Source organism: Mesomycoplasma moatsii (assembly GCF_045276915.1).
In the GTDB taxonomy this organism is placed as follows: Bacteria; Bacillota_I; Bacilli_A; order Mycoplasmatales; family Metamycoplasmataceae; genus UBA710.
The window spans coordinates 1-19,065 of sequence record NZ_CP174166.1; the positions used below are offsets into that span (position 1 = coordinate 1).

16 protein-coding genes and 1 pseudogene are annotated in these 19,065 nt (G+C 24.6%); 14 read left to right on the forward strand and 3 right to left on the reverse strand.

The annotated features are described in order from the left end of the window. The first annotated feature begins 114 nt into the window (after nucleotides 1–114). From dnaA to ptsP, 8 genes and pseudogenes are all read left to right on the forward strand, one after another. Nucleotides 115–1,449, forward strand: a complete 1,335-nt coding sequence (gene dnaA / locus ACJA28_RS00005) for a chromosomal replication initiator protein DnaA (RefSeq protein ID WP_022935388.1) — start codon at nucleotides 115–117, stop codon at nucleotides 1,447–1,449. A gap of 155 nt (nucleotides 1,450–1,604) precedes the next feature. Continuing rightward, nucleotides 1,605–4,118, forward strand: a complete 2,514-nt coding sequence (gene lon, locus ACJA28_RS00010; protein WP_022935387.1) for an endopeptidase La — start codon at nucleotides 1,605–1,607, stop codon at nucleotides 4,116–4,118. 19 nt (nucleotides 4,119–4,137) lie between these two features. Next, nucleotides 4,138–4,833: pseudogene (gene nadE, locus ACJA28_RS00015) on the forward strand (NAD(+) synthase); the annotation flags it as partial. Nucleotides 4,834–5,233: 400 nt separating this feature from the next. Then, nucleotides 5,234–5,830, forward strand: a complete 597-nt coding sequence (locus ACJA28_RS00020; protein ID WP_022935385.1) for an FMN-dependent NADH-azoreductase — start codon at nucleotides 5,234–5,236, stop codon at nucleotides 5,828–5,830. A 22-nt stretch (nucleotides 5,831–5,852) separates the two neighbouring features. After that, nucleotides 5,853–6,758, forward strand: a complete 906-nt coding sequence (locus tag ACJA28_RS00025) for a hypothetical protein (RefSeq protein ID WP_022935384.1) — start codon at nucleotides 5,853–5,855, stop codon at nucleotides 6,756–6,758. 69 nt (nucleotides 6,759–6,827) lie between these two features. Next, entirely contained in the window at nucleotides 6,828–7,019 is a 192-nt protein-coding gene (gene rpmF / locus ACJA28_RS00030; protein WP_022935383.1) for a 50S ribosomal protein L32, read from the forward strand. Between the two features lie 81 nt (nucleotides 7,020–7,100). Beyond that, nucleotides 7,101–7,367 (forward strand): HPr family phosphocarrier protein, encoded by a 267-nt coding sequence (locus tag ACJA28_RS00035; protein ID WP_022935382.1) that lies wholly within the window; start codon nucleotides 7,101–7,103, stop codon nucleotides 7,365–7,367. A 268-nt stretch (nucleotides 7,368–7,635) separates the two neighbouring features. Further along, nucleotides 7,636–9,348: a phosphoenolpyruvate--protein phosphotransferase gene (ptsP, locus tag ACJA28_RS00040; protein WP_022935381.1), complete on the forward strand. Its 1,713-nt coding sequence runs from the start codon at nucleotides 7,636–7,638 to the stop codon at nucleotides 9,346–9,348. 24 nt (nucleotides 9,349–9,372) lie between these two features. On the opposite strand, the gene ACJA28_RS00045 is transcribed toward ptsP, so the two are convergent. Further along, nucleotides 9,373–10,884 carry an MATE family efflux transporter gene (locus tag ACJA28_RS00045; RefSeq protein WP_022935380.1) on the reverse strand — a complete coding sequence of 504 codons (1,512 nt, stop codon included), beginning with the start codon at nucleotides 10,882–10,884 and terminating at the stop codon, nucleotides 9,373–9,375. A gap of 196 nt (nucleotides 10,885–11,080) precedes the next feature. On the opposite strand from ACJA28_RS00045, the gene ACJA28_RS00050 reads away from it, so the two are divergent. Continuing rightward, nucleotides 11,081–11,587, forward strand: coding sequence for an MAG0490 family ComEA-like DNA-binding protein (locus ACJA28_RS00050; RefSeq protein ID WP_022935379.1), 507 nt, complete (start codon nucleotides 11,081–11,083; stop codon nucleotides 11,585–11,587). Next, nucleotides 11,509–12,897 carry an MAG0480 family ComEC-like protein gene (locus tag ACJA28_RS00055; protein ID WP_022935378.1) on the forward strand — a complete coding sequence of 463 codons (1,389 nt, stop codon included), beginning with the start codon at nucleotides 11,509–11,511 and terminating at the stop codon, nucleotides 12,895–12,897. The genes ACJA28_RS00050 and ACJA28_RS00055 overlap by 79 nt, the downstream gene beginning before the upstream one ends. Here ACJA28_RS00055 and ACJA28_RS00060 read toward each other — a convergent pair. Further along, nucleotides 12,894–13,529 carry a LemA family protein gene (locus tag ACJA28_RS00060; protein ID WP_022935377.1) on the reverse strand — a complete coding sequence of 212 codons (636 nt, stop codon included), beginning with the start codon at nucleotides 13,527–13,529 and terminating at the stop codon, nucleotides 12,894–12,896. The genes ACJA28_RS00055 and ACJA28_RS00060 overlap by 4 nt on opposite strands. Before the next feature lie 242 nt (nucleotides 13,530–13,771). Between ACJA28_RS00060 and ACJA28_RS00065 the strand changes: the two genes are divergently transcribed. Genes ACJA28_RS00065 through ACJA28_RS00080 form a run of 4 tightly spaced genes read left to right on the forward strand, consistent with a single transcriptional unit; the run spans nucleotide 13,772 to nucleotide 18,164 of the window. Beyond that, the gene (locus ACJA28_RS00065; protein ID WP_022935376.1) at nucleotides 13,772–15,172 is read left to right on the forward strand and encodes an ABC transporter ATP-binding protein; all 1,401 of its coding nucleotides are present in this window, start codon (nucleotides 13,772–13,774) and stop codon (nucleotides 15,170–15,172) included. Next, nucleotides 15,165–15,986 (forward strand): ABC transporter permease subunit, encoded by an 822-nt coding sequence (locus tag ACJA28_RS00070; protein WP_022935375.1) that lies wholly within the window; start codon nucleotides 15,165–15,167, stop codon nucleotides 15,984–15,986. The genes ACJA28_RS00065 and ACJA28_RS00070 overlap by 8 nt, the downstream gene beginning before the upstream one ends. Continuing rightward, nucleotides 15,979–16,770, forward strand: coding sequence for an ABC transporter permease subunit (locus ACJA28_RS00075; protein ID WP_022935374.1), 792 nt, complete (start codon nucleotides 15,979–15,981; stop codon nucleotides 16,768–16,770). Before ACJA28_RS00070 ends, ACJA28_RS00075 begins: the two co-directional genes overlap by 8 nt. After that, nucleotides 16,770–18,164, forward strand: coding sequence for a hypothetical protein (locus ACJA28_RS00080; RefSeq protein WP_022935373.1), 1,395 nt, complete (start codon nucleotides 16,770–16,772; stop codon nucleotides 18,162–18,164). Before ACJA28_RS00075 ends, ACJA28_RS00080 begins: the two co-directional genes overlap by 1 nt. Nucleotides 18,165–18,240: 76 nt before the next feature. Here the strand turns inward: ACJA28_RS00080 and ACJA28_RS00085 are convergent, their stop codons facing one another. Next, nucleotides 18,241–19,011: a tRNA1(Val) (adenine(37)-N6)-methyltransferase gene (locus ACJA28_RS00085; protein ID WP_022935372.1), complete on the reverse strand. Its 771-nt coding sequence runs from the start codon at nucleotides 19,009–19,011 to the stop codon at nucleotides 18,241–18,243. Nucleotides 19,012–19,065: the final 54 nt, after the last annotated feature.

Genomic DNA, 19,065 nt, shown 5'->3' on the forward strand with positions numbered 1-19,065 from the left:
CATTCGGGCAAAATAGTCATTAAATTATACATTAATTTTTTAACTTGTACTAATTTAAAATATAAACTCATCTTTTTTCCTATGTGGAAAACTTATTTGATATAATCAAATACTATGAGTTTAAATAGCGATGAGTTTAATACAAGTGAAGTTTTAAAAAAAATAAAAGATTCATGTGATGAACAAACTTATTCAGCTTTTTATCGTGATGCAATTGTAAGAGTAGGAAATGATGAAAAGATTTATTTGATTTTACAAACATCAAACGATGTTAAATATATTCAAAAAAATTTTTCTGATATAACACAAGCGGCAATTAAACATGTTTTTGGTATAAGTGCAACAGCTAATATTATTTCTACAAATGAATATGAATCATTAGTAAAAAAACACACATCATTTAATTTTGCAAATTCTAATTTAAATAAAAATTTTTTATTCGAAGATTATATTGAAGCTGACTTTAATAAAGAAATAATTGCTTTAGGAAAAAAAATATTAAATCAAAATAAAGTCAGTTTTAACCCTTTATTTATTTATTCTTTCTCAGGTATGGGAAAAACTCATTTTTTAAATGCTTTAGGTAATGAATTGGTTGCAAAAGGAAAACATGTTTGTTATGTAAATCCAGAACAATTTATTAAAAAAGTAACTCAATATCTGATAACTTCAGATCAAGAAAAATTAGCTGAAATTGTAGAATACTATAAAAATTTTGATTTCTTATTGTTCGATGATATTCAACAATTTGGTTCAAAAGCAGCAACACTAAATGTTTTATTCAACATTATAAATTCAAATATTGAAAATCAAAAACAAATAATTATTGCTTCTGATAAAAATCCTGAATTATTAGGAGGTTTTGAAGATCGATTTATTACACGTTTCCAAGGAGGAATTACTCAGGATATTGCTCAACCATCTTTAAATGATCTAATGAAAATTTTTGAAGCTAAATTAATTAAGCATGATATTGATCCTAAAGATTGAGAAACTGAAGCAATTAAATTTATTATTAGAAATCATTCATCATCAATAAGAACATTAGAAGGAGCAATAAATAAAATTGAATGAAATAAGCAAAAAAACATCCAAAATATTAAATATACATATAATGTTGTTTCACAAATGTTTTCAACCATTTCAAAAGAAAATACTAATATAACACCAGATAAAATTATTGAAATAATTGCTAAATATTACAAAATTAATAAAAATGAAATTTTAGGAAAATCAAGAAGAAGAGAAATAGTTTTAGCTAGACAAATTTCGATGTGAATGATAAGAAATTTAACTAATTTAACATATAAAGAAATTGGTAAGTTATTTAAAGGTAAAGATCATTCTACTGTTATGGCTTCAATTGAAAAAATTGATTATCAAATGAAAATTAATGAAACGGTTAAGAATGCTTTAAAACATATTAAAGAAAAAATTAATGAAATTTAATTAAAAAATATTTTTGTCTTTTAATTTAGCACTTAGATATAAAAATTGCTAAAATTTTATTTAATGATATAATAAATGTTAATTGAATTTATTAAAGCAAGTTTAATAAATAAGATGTTTAAAATTTTATTTTTTGGCTTTAAAAAGGAGAAATTATGGATTCAAAAAAAACAGATAAATCATCTAAAAACACAAAAATTGATATTAGTAAACTTGGAAAAGTTTATCCTTTTATTCCAACAAGGGACGCTATTGTTTTAGAAAATATAGTTGATTTTTTAGAAATTGGAAGATATAAATCCAAAAATTCAGTAGATTTATCGACAAAAAGTTTTGGTTCTTATATTGTTTTGATTCCGCAAAAAAATTCCGAACAAAGAGATGTAGTTTCTACAAATGACTTACAAAAATATGGAATATTGACAAAAATAATAAGAGTTGAGGATATTGCACAAAACAAAAGAATAACAGTTGAAGGAATTAAAAAAGTTGAAATCATTGATTTTGATGAAGAAAATAATGATTGTTATATTGGATCATTTGAAGAAAGTAAACCAATCACAAAATTTAAAATCAATGAAAAAACTAATGAAAAATTAGACAAATTACACAGTACTTTGTATCAAGATTTTGTTGGTTCAAATGATCAGTTTAAGAAAATTTTTGTGAAATCTCCAATTCCATTTTTTAAAAAAGAGGATTTAGTTAAATTAGAAAATATGAATCAAGTAATTTCATCTTTTGCTATTCCAATTAAATTTGTTTACATTTACTTTAATCAAAAATCAATGTCAGGAAAACTTGATATTTTATGAACAATTATCGACGAACTTTCTGAAGGATTAAAAACAAATAAATCTATTGATAATGAAATTGAAAATGAACTTAAAAAATCTTTAGATAAACAAAATAAAGAATTTTTATTAAGAGAAAGACTAAAAGTAACTAGAAACCTTTTAGGTGAAGATACCTCTGAAGATGAAAAAATAGAAAAAATATTTGAAGATAAAGAATTGAAGAGAATGTATCCTGAAGAAGTAAAATTAGCTATTAAAAGAGAAAAATCTAAACTTAAATCAATGATGTCTTCTTCGCCAGATGCAAATATAACAAGAAATTACATTGATTTATTAACACAATTACCTTGAAGAAAAACTTCAATTGAAGAATTAGATATTCAAAAAGTTAAAAAAATATTAGATGAGCAACATTATGGTTTAAAAGATGTAAAAGAGAGAATTATTGAATTTGTTGCTGTTATGATTAATAATCAACGTAAACATCCAGATAAGTACAAAAAAACAAGAATTAGTAATTCTCCAAATACCGAAATTAATGAGAACCTTTTCGTTAAAGAAGAGGGAGATTTAAATAAAACTCAAGAGAATGCTTCTCCTATTATTACTTTATTGGGTCCTCCAGGTGTTGGGAAAACATCGATTGCAAAATCATTAGCAGAAGCTTTAGGAAGAAAATTTATTAAGATTTCTCTTGGTGGTGTTAATGATGAAGCCGAAATTAGAGGACATAGAAAAACATATGTTGGAGCTATGCCAGGAAAAATTATTAATGCCATAAAAAGAGCAGGCGTTTCTAACCCAATTATTTTATTAGACGAAATTGATAAAATGGGTGTTTCAGGAGCTAAAGGTGATCCATCTTCAGCTTTATTGGAAGTGTTAGATCCAGAACAAAATGCAAACTTTCAAGATCATTTTTTAGAAATTGAGTATGATTTATCAAAAGTATTATTCATAGCAACAGCAAATTATTTTGAAGATATTCCAACTCCATTGCTTGATAGAGTTGAATTGATTGAGTTATCTTCATATACATTGTTTGAAAAGATAAATATTGCAAAAAAATATTTAGTAAATAGAGTAATTAAACAAAATGGTTTAGATAAGAAACAGTTTAAAATTTCTGAAAAAGAAATTGAATTTATTGTTAAACATTACACAATGGAAGCTGGTGTTAGAAATTTACAAAGAGTATTAGATAAATTAGCTAGAAAAGTGGCGCTAGGAATTGTTGAAGGAAAAATTGAAAAAGAATTTGTTATTGATATTCCAACAATTAAAAAATTCTTGGGAGTTGAGAAATTTACAGATGAAGACAAAGATGATAAACCTAGAATTGGTGTTGTTAATGGTTTAGCTTATACTTCATATGGAGGATCAACTTTACCAATTGAAGTAACAACTTTCCCTGGTAAAGGAGAAATTAAGATTACTGGACAATTAAAAGATGTGATGCAAGAATCTGCAACAGTAGCTCTAGGCTATATCAGGGCTAATGCTAAAGAGTTTGGAATTGATTTTAATTTTGATGAATCAACAATTCAAATCCATGTACCTGAAGGAGCAGTCCCTAAAGATGGTCCTTCTGCAGGAGTTACATTCACTACAGCATTAATTTCTGCTTTATCTAAAAAACCTGTTTCACACAAAGTTGCTATGACTGGTGAAATAACTTTAAGGGGAAAAGTTTTACCTATTGGAGGATTAAAAGAAAAATCATTAGCAGCTTTGAAACTTGGAATTAAAACAGTATTTATTCCTAAAGATAATGAAAGAAATCTTGAAGATGTTGCTGATGAAGTTAAGAAATCAATTAAATTTATTCCAGTTAAATCATATACAGAAATTTACAATAATTTGTTTAAATAATCAGTTGAATTAAAAGTTTATGGAATATTTAAAAGAAATAATCAAATGGATTAAAACAGAAGTAAAAAAAGCAAAAGCAAAAGGTGTAATTGTTGGTATTAGTGGAGGCATTGATTCAGCATTAGTTGCTTATTTAGCAAAAAAAGCATTTCCTAACAATTCTCTTGGTATTTTGATGCCAATTAACAAAGACCGTTATTTTGATCTAGAAGATGGATTAGAACTTGTAAAAACATTTGATTTAAAATTTAGGATTGTAGATTTATATGATGAATATCAATCTATAGTTAATAAAACCAAAATTTTTTCAAATTTAACCAAAGGTAATTTACAAGCACGACTAAGAATGACAACATTATATTCATTTGCTCAAGAAAATAATTATTTGGTCTTAGGAACTGATAATAAAGCAGAATATAATTTGGGTTATTTTACAAAATGAGGTGATGGTGGGTGTGATCTTTTGCCTATTATTCATTTATATAAATCTGAAGTTTATGATTATGCAAAAAAAATTAATGTACCAAAGTCTATTTTAGACAAAAAACCATCCGCAGGATTGTGAGATGGACAAACTGATGAAAAAGAATTAGGGTTTTCATATGATGATTATGAAAATTATGATCGAAAAATACTAAAAAATAAAGAGTTAATAAAAAAAATTGAAGATCAAATACAAAAGACAAATCATAAACGTCAGCCAATACCACAACCAATTGAACCTATAAGATCTTTATACCAACCTTATTCACTAGAAAATTGAATGAATAAAATAAAACAAAAAGATATTAAAAAAAATATTGAAGAATTAATACAAAACATTCGATCTAAATTTCCGGAATTAACGCTAACTATTAAATGAAATCAATTGATTTTTATGCTTAAGAAAACGTTTATACTGGGAATTGGATATAGCAAGGAATTTATTAATATTGCTCCAGAACAAGAGGTTGTTGAAAAATTTAAAGAAGAAGTTATGAAACTCAATTATTTTTTAACAAAAAATTTAATTAAAATTCCTATAAATCAAAAAATAAATTGAACTTTTATAACAAAAATTATTAAAAATAATATAAAAGAGAAATATAACTATCAAACATTTTGGAGGTAAATATATGTCAAAAATATTAGTGATTGAATCCTACTTATCAAAAGAATATTCTTTATCTGAATATGCAACAAATTTATTTATTGAAAAATATAAAGATATTCATCCAAATGATGAAATAATTAGATTAAATTTAAGTAATGAAAAAAAATTACAAACTGTTTTATCAGCAAATAATTTTGATACTTTTTGAGATGAAGAGAGTCAAAAATATATCGATTTAATTAATGAGAGTGACAAGCTAATTATTAGTACAGGAATGATTAATTTTACTATTTCACCTTTGTTAAAAAATTTCTTTGATAATGTTTTACAAGCCAATAAAACTTTCAAATATAAATACGATGGAAAAGGAGAAAGTATTGGTTTAGTTGATTCAAATAAAAAAGTACAACTAATAATGGCTCAAGGTTCATATAAAAATTGATATCAATTTTCAGCTTTTGATGATTATTTAAAATCTGTTTTAGAATTTATGGGGCTTAAAGATATTCAATTACTTTTATTTGATGGAACAAAAACAGCGGAACAAAAAGATTTAACAATTAAAGAAAAATTTAAATTGAAAGAGAAAGAATTTATTAAATTAGTAGAGCAATTCTAATTTATAATATTTTAGATTTGATATGGAAAACAAACATCACGGATTAAATAGGGGTTTATACTTTATAAATATTCAAAATTATATTAATAAACCACTTAAAGAATTACAAAATAAAGAACACTTTTTAAAATTTTCAATATGAGTTTTTGCTTTGTTGTTAGCGGTTGTTGCAATCAATGTTATTTTAATTTTGGAAATAGTTTTTTGCGTTGTGGACAAAAATAAAATAATTGATAATTGAGCAATTCAAGGAAGCGGAAATAATGATCTTGAGTATATATGACGATCACAATTGATTAATTTAGTGGTGCAAATGATTATACCTCTTGGAATGCTTGTCACTTTAATAATGAGTTTAGTAAAGTGTTATAAACAAAAATCTTTTAAATATATTTCTTTTTTATCTACAATTTTGATTTTTTATCAATCAATACTTGGTTTTATGTCTTTAATTAAATATGCAATTAGTAGAGTTAATTTGGTTGATAGTTTTCAAGTGTCATGAGTTTATATACTAGATTTTTCGATGATATTTATTTATCCTGTAATTTGATTTTTTATTTCTAGAAATGTTGCAATTATTAGAAGAATATATTTAATTGCAGAACTTAATGCTGCAAGACAGCAAGTTCAAAATAATTTTGGTGGTGGTGTTGATCCTTTTGCTGGTATGATGGCAAATCAAAATAATGAAAATCAAAAATCAGATTCAAACCAATTTGATACTAATGACGCTTTTTATTTAAGATTAAAAAATTTAACAAGAGATCAATTAAATGAAATTGCAAAACAATTATCGATTTCAGGATTTGAATCTATGAAAGATGAAGAATTAATGAAAATTATTGCCGATATTAGGAATGTACAAAACGTTGACTCACAAGAAAAAGAAATTAAGACTGAAGAACAAGAAAAAGATAATAAATAATTAACTGAAAAAATATTTTATAATTTAAACACAAAAATTTTACTCGTTTGTATTGAGAAAGGAATAAAAATGGCTATAGTTCCAAAAAGAAAAACTTCTAAACGTAGAAAAAGAGCAAGAAGAACTCACGATTCTTTAAAACCGATGAATCTGGTTGTGTGCAAGAATTGTTCAGAAAAAATTGAACAACATAGAGTATGTAAATTCTGTGGTTTTTACAAAAATAAGAAAGTTGAAGGATTCAAAGCTTTGAATGATTAATTAGATAAAAATTAGTTGATTTTTATATAATTATTATTCTATTCATATTATTAAAAACTATAAATAAAGAGGAGAAAAACTATGGCTAAATTTACAGCGAAAATCATTGATCCTATCGGATTACATGCAAGACCTGCATCAGAATTAACAAAAATTGCTTCTACATTTACTTCAGAAATTAAAATTATTTCAAATGGAAAAGAAGGAAATGCCAAATCAATTATGAATATTATGGCATTAGGTATTAGAAAAGATAATGAAATTACAATCGAAGCTATTGGATCAGATGCTGAGGAAGCAATTGAAAAAATTCAATCAGAACTAATTAAATTAAAATTAATTGGTTAGTTAAAAAAACTCTTTAGTAAGGTGAATCTTTGATGATTCACCTTTTTTAATAAAAATGTTTTGCACTAAAATAATTTATAAGTTTATTTGAATTTTAAGATTATTAATTGATAAGGAAATGTAAAAATTAAACAAAAAGGTAGTTTATATATTACAAAAACTTTTAGATTCATTATTTAAATTTCCTAAGTAAAATGATTAAATTCACATATAATAATTAAAAACAAAATTGTATACAAATAAAGATAAAATAAGGATCGGAAAGAAGATGAATTTAAAAGGTATAGGTGCTTCAAGAGGTATTGCAATTGCTAAAGTTTTTGAATTAAAACACTATGATATTAAAGTTGAAAAAAAATCAATTACCAATATAGATTTAGAAATAAATAAGTTGAATAATGCAATTAATTTAGCAGTAGAACAAATTGAAAAAATTAAATCTATAGCTTCTAAAAATTTAGACGCTGAACATGCTGCGGTTTTTGATGCTCATATTCAAGTAGCAACAGATCCAATGTTAAAAGATGAAATGGTAAATATTATTAGAGATGAAAATGTTGTTGCTGAATTTGCGGTAGAAGAAGTTTCAAAGAAATATGTTGATATGTTTTCTTCTATGGAAGACGAATATATGAAAGAAAGAGCAGCAGATATTAAGGATGTTAGTCAAAAAATAATTTTTAATCTTTTAGGAATTGTTAAAGAAGATTTAACAACAATCAATGAAGAAGTTATTATTGTTGGAGTTGATTTAACACCATCAGAAACTTCACAATTAAATAAGAAGTATGTTAAAGGTTTTGCAACTGATATAGGTGGTAGAACATCGCACTCTGCCATTATGGCTCGTTCATTGGAAATACCGGCTGTTTTAGGAATAGGAAATATTACAGAAAAAGTTGAAAGTGGAGATATTATTGCAATTAATGGTTCAACAGGAGAAGTTTTTATTAACCCTTCAAAAGAAGTTATTGCAAAATTAGAAAAAGAAATTTTAGAAGAAGAAAAATTAAAAAAATTACTTGAAACCTTTAAAAATAAACCTTCAGTTTCTAAAGATGGACACCATATTGAAATTGCAGGTAATATTGGTTCGCCACAAGATGTATCAGGCGTATTAAATGCTAGTGGTGATGCTGTAGGTTTATTTAGATCTGAATTTTTATATATGGATTCACAAGATTGACCTAATGAAGAGGACCAGTATAAAGCATACAAAGAAGTTTTATCAAAAATGAATGGTAGAAAAGTTATTATTAGAACACTTGATATTGGTGGTGATAAAACATTAAAATATTTTAAATTTCCACAAGAAATGAATCCGTTTTTAGGTTATCGTGCAATAAGATTTTGTTTAGATCGAAAAGATGTTTTTAAAACTCAATTAAGAGCTCTTATAAGAGCTTCAGAATTTGGTAAATTAGGAATTATGTTCCCAATGATCGCAACTATAGATGAATTTAAAAATGCAAAAGCGTTTTTTGATGAAGTTTATCAAGAAGTTAAGAAAGAATATCCAAATATTTCTAATCAAATTGAAGTTGGAATGATGGTTGAAATTCCAGCAGCAGCAGTAAACTGTGAAAACTTTTGTAAATATGCGGATTTTGTTTCAATTGGAACCAATGATTTGATTCAATATTCAATGGCTGCTGATCGTATGAGTGAAAAAGTATCATATCTTTATCAACCACTAAATCCTTCAATTTTAAGATTAATAAAAATGACAATAGATGGAGCTCATAAACAAAATAAATGAGTTGGTATGTGTGGAGAAATGGCAGGAGATCTTCAAGCAATACCTATTTTGTTAGGTTTAGGATTGGATGAATTTTCAATGTCAGCTTCTTCGATTTTGCAAGCTAGAGAATTAGTTTCAAGAATTAATTATAAGGATGCGCAAGAATTAGCAAATAGATGTTTAAATGCTGACAATGAAGAAGAAGTTATTAAAATTTTAAAATCAGATTTAAAATGATAATTTTTAACTAAAAAAATATGAGAGTTAATCAATCGTTTTTGAATGGGTAATATTTCTTGCTCAATTAACATTTTTATAAACAATTTCATAACTTATTAATTTCACTATTTCAACTGCAAAGAATATGAAATATGCTCATGAAAATGAAACTTTTGTATTCCATAAGTAACATTGAATAGCTAAAAATCCTATATGTAATGCTTCAATAATTGTTTCTGTTGCTGCAGATATGTTTGTTAAACCTCCAATTGCAATTATTCTAGCTCTTGAAACAAATCAAACAAACATTGGAATAAATACACTAATACCAATTAAAGTATATTTGATGTTTTGTAAAAATATTTTTTTACCGTTAGAAATAATTTGATTTAATGTATAACCATCAGGAATTGGATTATTACTATAAAAATTTTGCAATTCTTTTTCATATCCACCTGTTAGAAAATTCATATATGGAATTGTAAATGCTATTATTAAAGCACACAGAGCGATTACTATACCCATTATCAAATGAAATCCCTGTAATTGTTTTGCGTTTATTTTGGCTCTTTCAATATCATTGATCCCTAATTTAGTTCCAACATAAACAGCAATAGTTGCTGACATTGATTCGAATGTTGTTCAAAAAATATTGAAAAACATTCCTGTTATTCCTAAAATAGTTGCAGCAGATATTCTTAAAACAGATTCTCCAATTGTACCTGTACCATAACCAGCATTTCAGAAAATAAATCTAATGTTAACAAATATTGATCCTATTGCAAACAAAATAAATGAACCAAATCTTTTAAAAAATTGTTTTGCTATATGAGATGAAATTACAAATATTTTTAATAAATTACAAAAAATAGTTCTATCTTTAATTCAAGTTCAAAGTAGCATAAAAATAATTGAAACGAAAATTGAAATCAATGTTGAATAAGCTAGATATACAATTCCAAGATTTAAGTTATATATAAATATTGAATTCAATGTAATATTTATTGCTAATGTAATTATTGAAGTAAAAACTGTAACAGAACCATGATTTTTTTCTCTTAAAATCATAGCTAATGTAAATGAAATTGCATTCAATATTCAAGATACAACAATCATTCTTAAATATTCGATAGCTTGATTTTTTATATTATCTGACATTGCGTTATCAAATCCTGAAATCAATTCAATCATTTGTTTTGTTGCAATGATACATGGAATAGCAAAAATTAACGAAATACCTATGTTAAATAGTATTCTTATATTTATTATTTCTTTTACTTTATATCAATCTCTTTTCCCTACATATTGAGAAAATAAAGCAGTTCCAATTATTGTTGTAGAAGCTATAATTCCGATTTCAATTTCAGTTCATGCATTTGCATATGATAATGCTTGATTACCTCCAGTAATATTAATTGACATAAAGTTATCAACAAAAGAATTTAAAGCAAAAAGAAATACAGAAAATACAACTGGTAAAGCTGTCATTGTAAAAGATTTTCAAACATGTTTATTTTCTGGCAAATTCCTTTTTAATTTACTTAATAATGTTTTCATTCTAATGTCCTTAAAAATATAAATAAAACAACTAACACTAAAATGTAACATATATCAATATCAAAATTAAAAAATAAAAGTTTTTTAATTGGTTCCCTAAACATCTGTTTAAAATATTCGTTTTCTGGTAAAATTAAAGAGACTAAATTTTAGAAGAAGTTATTTGTTTTTTTCTCCTGAGAAATCAAGGAGGAAAATGAATAAAAAAATTAAGAAAATATTAATAATTTGTTTTTGTTCTTTTACTGTTGTTGGTGGATTGTCTTTTTTAGTGTACGAATTTTTCATCCCAAAAAAAGTAGTGATAAATAATTCGAGTGATAAGTATGTAGTTACCATAGATGGTGCTGTTGAAACACCAGGCGACTATGTATTTAATAAACCCAAAACTTTAAGAGAAATAATTTTTGTTGCAAATGTTTTAACTAATGCCGATATTACTTTATTAGATTTAGAAAAAGTGATTAGTGAAGATTATCAAGTTGTTATTCCTTATAAAGTAGGAGCAATCAAAAAAATTAAGTGAAAAGACTTGCATAGTGTAGAACAACTAATAAATTTAGGGATTAAAAGTTCGATAGCTCAAACAATTATTAATCATCGGAGACAAAACGAAAAAACTACATGAGAAGAAATTTTAGCTTTAAAAGGAATTGGACAAGTTACCTTAGCTCAACTAAAAGATATAATTGATCTTTCTTAATTCTTACTTTAATTGCAATTGAAATTATTTTTGTATTTTTAGTTATTGAAACAAATGATTTAATTTGATACATTTTAATTGCTTTAAATTCTTTGTTTCTAATACTAATAGGTTGAAAAATTTTTTTAGTTTTAATCTTTATAATCGTTATGTTTTTTGGCTTTTTTTATGTTATACAAAATAATAAGCCCGATTACAAATCAATAAATGATAATGTTTTTATAACAAAAAAAATAAATTCCGGAATCATTGTAAATTATAAAATGCAAAAAATATATGTTAAAAATTATGATAATTTATCAATCGATGATTTGATTAATTTAAAATCAGTAAATTTAGAAAAAAATAAAGGAAAAACAAATTTTGAAAAATATTTAAAATCTGAAGGAGTTAATTATATTGCTAATAGTCCTACTGTTAAATATTTAGGAACAAAAAAATCTCTAAAAAGAAAAATTCAAGATTATTTTACAAATGGACCCATTTATTATTCACGATATGGACCGTTGATATTATTGGGATTAAGATACTATAAAAACGAAACTGTTATTTCAAAAATAAAAAATATATCAATTTTACATTTAGTGACTATTTCAGGTTTTCATATAAATCTTATTTTGTTATTAATTGAAAAAATTTTACAATTATTCAAAATACGAAATAAATATGTTTATATTTTAATTTTTTTATTTTTAATACCATATATTTTAATAATGAATGTCCCAATTGCTGCAACTAGAGCATTAATTTTTTCATTTTTATGTATTTTTAATAAATATTTTTTGAATAACAAATTTCACAAATTAAATCTTTTGTCAATAACAATGATAATTTTCTTTTTGATTAATCCTTATATAATATTTTCACTATCATTTATTTTTACTTTTATATTAACATATGCAATTATTTTAACGACTTCGCTATCAAATAAAAATAAGAAAGCAAAAATTTTATTAGTTGTTTCAATATTTTCGACTTTAATAAATTTAATTACAAACAAAGAGATCAACTTTACTTCAATTGTTTTTTCATTATTTTTTAGTCCAATAATAGCTTTTATTTATATTTTAACTTTTCTCTTTTTTTGACTAAAACCTGTAATGGATAATTGTTATTTGTTATTAGACATTTTAATTAATATTTTTCAGCATTTAAAATTAAGTATAAATTTAGATCTACAAACAAATTGAATAATTTCTATTTGTTCAATATTATTTTTTTTGGTTTTAATTGTAGGAAAAAAACCAATTCTTAAAATCGAAACAAAAAAATATTCCAAAAAAGAAATTAGATGATGACTAAATCATTAAATATTTAAGTCTATTTTTACATCTTCTCTAACTTGTTCATTTGCAACAAATAAAGGAATTCCAGAAATTTGTTCTTTTTCTGCAACAACATTTTTTGGGAAAGTATAAATTTCTTGGTTAAATCTTGTAACTTCTGCATTATACAACCTTCTTGAAGCAGCGATTTCTTTTTCAATCATTATTGATTCATTCATTAATGCTCTTATTGAAGTATCGGCACCAATATTTGGATAAGCTTCAAAAGCAATGTTAATTCCTCTTTGCATATTTGATAACATTTTTTGTTTTTCATTAACATTAATTTGATTTCCACCTGAACGGTAAGCTGTAATATTTTCTAAAACTTCTTTATCAAATTTCATTTGTGATTTAGTTGCATCAACTAATTTTGTTAAAGTATCAAATCTTTTATTTAATTGAATATCAATACCTGAAGCACTTTCGTTTATTTTAATTTGTTGTCTACGTAAATTATTTCTAGTACTAATTTTGTAAAAATAAAATAAACCAAGAGTAACAATTATTAGAATAATAAAAGCGGCTTTTTGACCAGTTGTTGCTGTAACAGCCCCTAAGTTATTATTAACACCAGGATTGTGTTGTTGACTTTGTTCATTTCCAGAATATAACATTTATTTCACCCACTATTTTACTAATATAAAGTTCATTTAGTTTTGAACTTTAGTACTATTTTAATGTTTTTTCAATTTAAGGGTTAAAAATATTTATAAAAACTAAACAATACTAAAAAAATTCTTCTTTTTAATTTGCATTAAAAAGTTAAAGAAATTTACTAAAAACAAAATTTTTTATGTAAATAAAAAAAGTGTAAAATTATTATTCAAAATTGTTTATTTTACTACAGGAGTGAGGGGTGGAAAAACCAAAAGAAAAACCTATTATTGAACTTAAAAATGTTTTAAAAAAATATGATGATAAAACAGTTTTACAAAATGTCAATTTAGTTATTAATAAAGGTGAATTTGTTACTCTATTAGGACCCTCAGGCTCAGGTAAGACAACTATTTTAAGATTAATTGGTGGTTTTGAATGAACAACAAGAGGAGAAATTTTGTTCAATGGTTTAGATATTAAAGATCTATCACCACATATGAGAGATGTTTCCACTATTTTTCAAGATTATGCTTTGTTTCCTCATTTAAGTGTTGAAAACAATATTAAATATGGACTTCGTTTAAAAAGAATCAATTTGCCTAGAGAATCAATCAAACCTAGCATTTATAAAAAACAAAAGAATTTACAAAAAAAATGGGCTAAAGAAGCAAAAGATGCAATGAAAAAACTTGATAAGATTCAAGCTGAGTACGAAAAAGAATTAACAAAGAAAAAATTACCCAAAAATAAATTAGTAAAGATCCAACAATGATTGGATGATTCTGATTTTAAGTATGCTTCATGAGAAGTTTGGCCTTCGTTAATGAATGAAAAATTTGAAAAAAAATATTTAACAAGAAAAATAACTAATGACGAAATGGATAAGATTGTAAAAGATGTTATTAAACTTGTAAATCTTGAAGGTCATGAAAAAAAATCGATTGACCAATTATCAGGCGGACAAAAACAAAGAGTAGCATTAGCTCGTTCAATTGTTATTGAACCTTCGTTATTACTTTTAGACGAACCTTTGTCTGCTCTTGATGCAAAGATAAGAGAACAAATGCAACAATTTCTTTCTGATATTCAAAAAAAATTAGGTATTACATTTATTTTTGTAACACATGATCGTGAAGAAGCTTTGCGTCTTTCAGATAAGATTGCTATTATGAGAGATGGAGTTATTGAACAGTATGGAACTCCTAAAGAAATTTATGATTATCCAGTAAATAAGTGAATTGCAAATTTTATAGGTGATTCAAATATTTTTGAAGGAAAAATTATTGATAACGATGAGGAAATAATTTCAATTTTGGATCAAAAAATCAAATATTGATCAAAGTATAAATTTGGACAAAATGAAGTTGTTGATGTGCTTATAAGACCTGAAGATATTGAAATAAAAAAATCAAAAGGTTTAATTAAGGGTATTGTTGAAACAATTGTTTATCAAGGTAGCTATTATATGATCGAGGTTAAACATAAGCAATACAAAATATTGGTTGAATCAGCATCTGAATTTGAAATTGGACAAAAAGTTTATCTAGATTGAACTATAACATCAATGCATTTGATGACTCAAGAGAAAGAAAAAAACAAAAACAAAGATACTGTTTCTTTAAATTTAAAACTAAATAAGGAGGAAATCAGTAATGAATAAATTAAAAATTAAACCTCAACAATTATTGTTTTTGCCTTATTTGATTTTTATTTTACTTTTTGTCATTGTTCCAATTATTTGAATTATTATTTTATCTTTTGTCGAACCAAAAGGAGCAGGGAGTAATTATGATCGTTTTGAAATGTGAAAAGATCAAAATTTTTGATCTATTTTCATAGAATCTTTTGGAATGGGAATTTTGGTTTCCTTAACATGTTTAATAATTTCTCTTCCATATGTTTATATATTGACTAATGCAAAAAATAAAAGTCTAAAATTTTTGATGCTTTCTTTAATAGTTACACCACTATTTTTATTTACTTTAGTTAAAATTTTAGCTTTACGAGGAATATTAACTTTGATTTTTGATATTCCAATTGATAATATAGGCTATTTATATTTAGGTTCAGTTTATTTATTTTTACCTTTTATGATAATTCCTCTTTATATTGTATTAAATGGTATGCCTAAAAATATTTTGCAAGCATCTCAAGATTTAGGATATAACAAGTTGGCAACTTTCATTAAAATTGTTATTCCTTATGGTCTTAAAGCTATTTGTTCAGGAATAATTGTTGTTTTTTTATTAGTGATTATGTCGGTTGCAATCAGCAATAAATTATTAGATAATTCTGCAGGTAATCAAATGATTGGTAACATTATCAATGATTTAACAAATCCTTCTAATCCTTTTGATATGCAAAAAGCTTCTTCTGTTGTTTTTATTTCTTTATTAGGAACTTCTTTAGTTTATTTTAGTGTTAGTGCTATTCCGATTATTTATCGTAAATTTAAAGGAGGTATCAATGATTAAATTAAAATCTTTTTCAAAATATTTTTACATTTTGATAATTTTAATTTTGTGCTATATTCCTTTATTTACAATGGCAATTTTTAGCTTTAATAAAACTTCAGATAAAGGATATGTTTCATTTGTTTGAAATGGTTTTAGTTGAGATGCATATAAAAATTTATTTTCATCACAAATTATGATGTCTTTTGTAAATTCAATTATCATTTCTTTAATTACTAGTTTATTCGTAGTATCAATTTCTTTGTTAACAGTTTTTTCATTATGAAAACAAAAAAACAAAACAATAAAAACAGTTCATTCAATTACAAATAATATTTCAATGATTAATCCAGATATTATTATTGGTGTAGGTTTAGCGATGTTTTTTGGAGCTGTTTTTGGGAGTTTAGCTTCAGGAAGTGAAGGATTAATGAGAGCTGTTTTAGGTCATACAGTTATGACGTTACCTTACGGTATTTTAATAATGTATCCAAAGAGCGAAAAGTTTAATCGTTCTTTATTTGAAGCGTCTTGAGATTTAGGTTATTCAAGAACTAAAACATGATTTAAAACTTATTTTATTTATATGTTTCCACCAATTATTTTTACTATTGTTATTACTTTTGTTTTTTCTTTTGATGATTTTATTATTACTTCAATAACATCTAATACTACAACTATTGGAACTCAATTATATCAAGGACAATTTCGTTCTTGAGCTCTTGCTTTAGGAACATTAATTTTATTAGCAATGATTATTACAAATATTTTTTTCTTTATTAAGGTAAATAGAAAGACTAAATAATGAAACAAAAAAGATTTTGAAATTCTAAATTATTTTGAATAATTATTGCTTTTGTTTTTAGTGTTGGTTTAGTTATTATTGTTGTTGTCTTTAAATTTATTTATACTTTTCAACCTTCTTTTTATTCTTATAGTTCATATGTCGATCCACAAACAGTTAAACAAATAAATAAAAAATATACATATAAAGAATATGCAAGCGCAAATGAATTTGAGTTCGCACTGGAAAATAACAAAGCTATTGCAGGAATAGGGTCAGACTATTCAATCGTATCTTTAATTAGACAAGGCAAAATAGCACCTATTAGAAAAGAGATGGAGAAATTGCTTAATCCTCATGAAGACAAGCTGTGGTCATGAGAAAATTATTGAACTGAAGAAACCAGACAACAAATGCAAGAATATGATGAATATTTAAACGATCCAAAAATCCAAGATTTTTTACAAAAACAATTTAATGATCCTTACTATAAAGAATTTAAATTTTCAGATTTTGTTGTTCCTTATTTTATTAATGATAAAGTGATAGCATTTGATACCAAAAAAATTTGAAATAACATTGATTTGTCGCAAGAAGAGGTAATTCAAAAATTAGGATTAAATGATCAAAATACCCCCACACTTGAAAAAGTTTTAGAAGCTTTAAATACATCAAATAGTAATATTAAAATTCAATGAACAAAAAATGAAAGAGAAAATGTTGTCTTAGGTGACACAATTTCTAACCCAAAAGAAAAATGAAACACTGAAATAACTGAAAATAATTATTTAGAATGACTAAATAATTTTGCAAAAATTGTTAAGGATGGAACAGGATTTTCGATGGACAATACAAATAAAAATCTTTTTGATACTGATTCAGATATTATTTTAAATAATTTAATTAATCCAACATCTAAAATTAACGTTACTATGATTTATAATGGTGATGCACTTGATGCTTATTATGGTCATGATAATTTTCAAAGTATACAAGATGGAGACCGTGTAAGAATTATTAGATCAAATTATACAGTTAGAGTTCTTGATTGTTTTGTTGTCTCTTCTTCAATTAGTCAAAATGAAAAAGAAAAATTATTGAATAATTTTAATGAACTATTATTTAATGGAATGTTTAGTGATGAAAATGAATTACTAGCTAAAGACAAGAATGAATTCAATACTAGTGGAATAATAAGAATATTTGATTATGTAAACTATACACCTGCTGCTGCCGGTGCTTATAAATACATTTATAATAATTATTTTGAAGATGATGAATATGCAAAATATATTTATACAGTTGCTAAAACAGATGAAAAATTAGGAATTTATGTAAAAGGAATAGCTCCAATAGAGAAAAACGTTTTATCTAAATTAACTTTAGCATTTCAAAAGAAAATAAATGGATATTAATCTATAAAAATAGTTTTTTGGTTTTATTTAAATTATTCAAAAAATAAGAAAACTTGTATCGAGTATCTATTTTATTCTATTTAATTTTTATTGGTTTATATAATCGAATTATTTCTTCAAGATATTCGTGTTTAGATTCATCATCAGGATGTAAATAAAGGTTAGGTTCAAAATGAGTTCCTCAACCTGTTTGAAATCTAGCTTCAACAAAAGCTAATATAGCTTTTTGTTTTACTCTTGGATGAATCATAATTATTCTTTTTGGTTCAAAACAATATTTTCTTAATGAAACGAAACAATCCACTAATCTTTCTGGAGGGATAATCATTGAAAGATAACCTTTTTGATTAATGATTTTTGAAGATCCTTCAATAATTTGATCAATTGTTAAGCTTATTTCATGTGTTGCTTGTAGTAATGATTTAGAGATATTTTTTTTAATTTTTGTCTCTTTGCGATAAAAAGGCGGATTACAAATTATTACATCATATTTTTTTCCTTGATTCTTAGTATATATTTTTCATCAATTGTTAAAATCGTTATGAATTAAATTAATTCTATTTTCTAATTTGTTCATTTCAATATTATATTTTGCTAATTCAATGGCTTCTTTTTGAATTTCAATAGCATCAATTTTTATGTTTTTACTTCTTTGCGATAAAAAAATACTTAAAGCACAATTATTTGTTCCTATTTCTAAAATTCTTTTTGTTTTTCTATTTAATGATGTTAAATTAGCTAACAATATAGTATCAACTGAATAGTTAAACATTTTTTTATCTTGGTAAATATAAATATTGTTATCATATCCCAATGAATTCTTGACTCATGTATTTTTGATTTTCATATACTAATGTTATAAAATTTATGTTACTTTATTAGTATAAATTTCAGGAAGGAT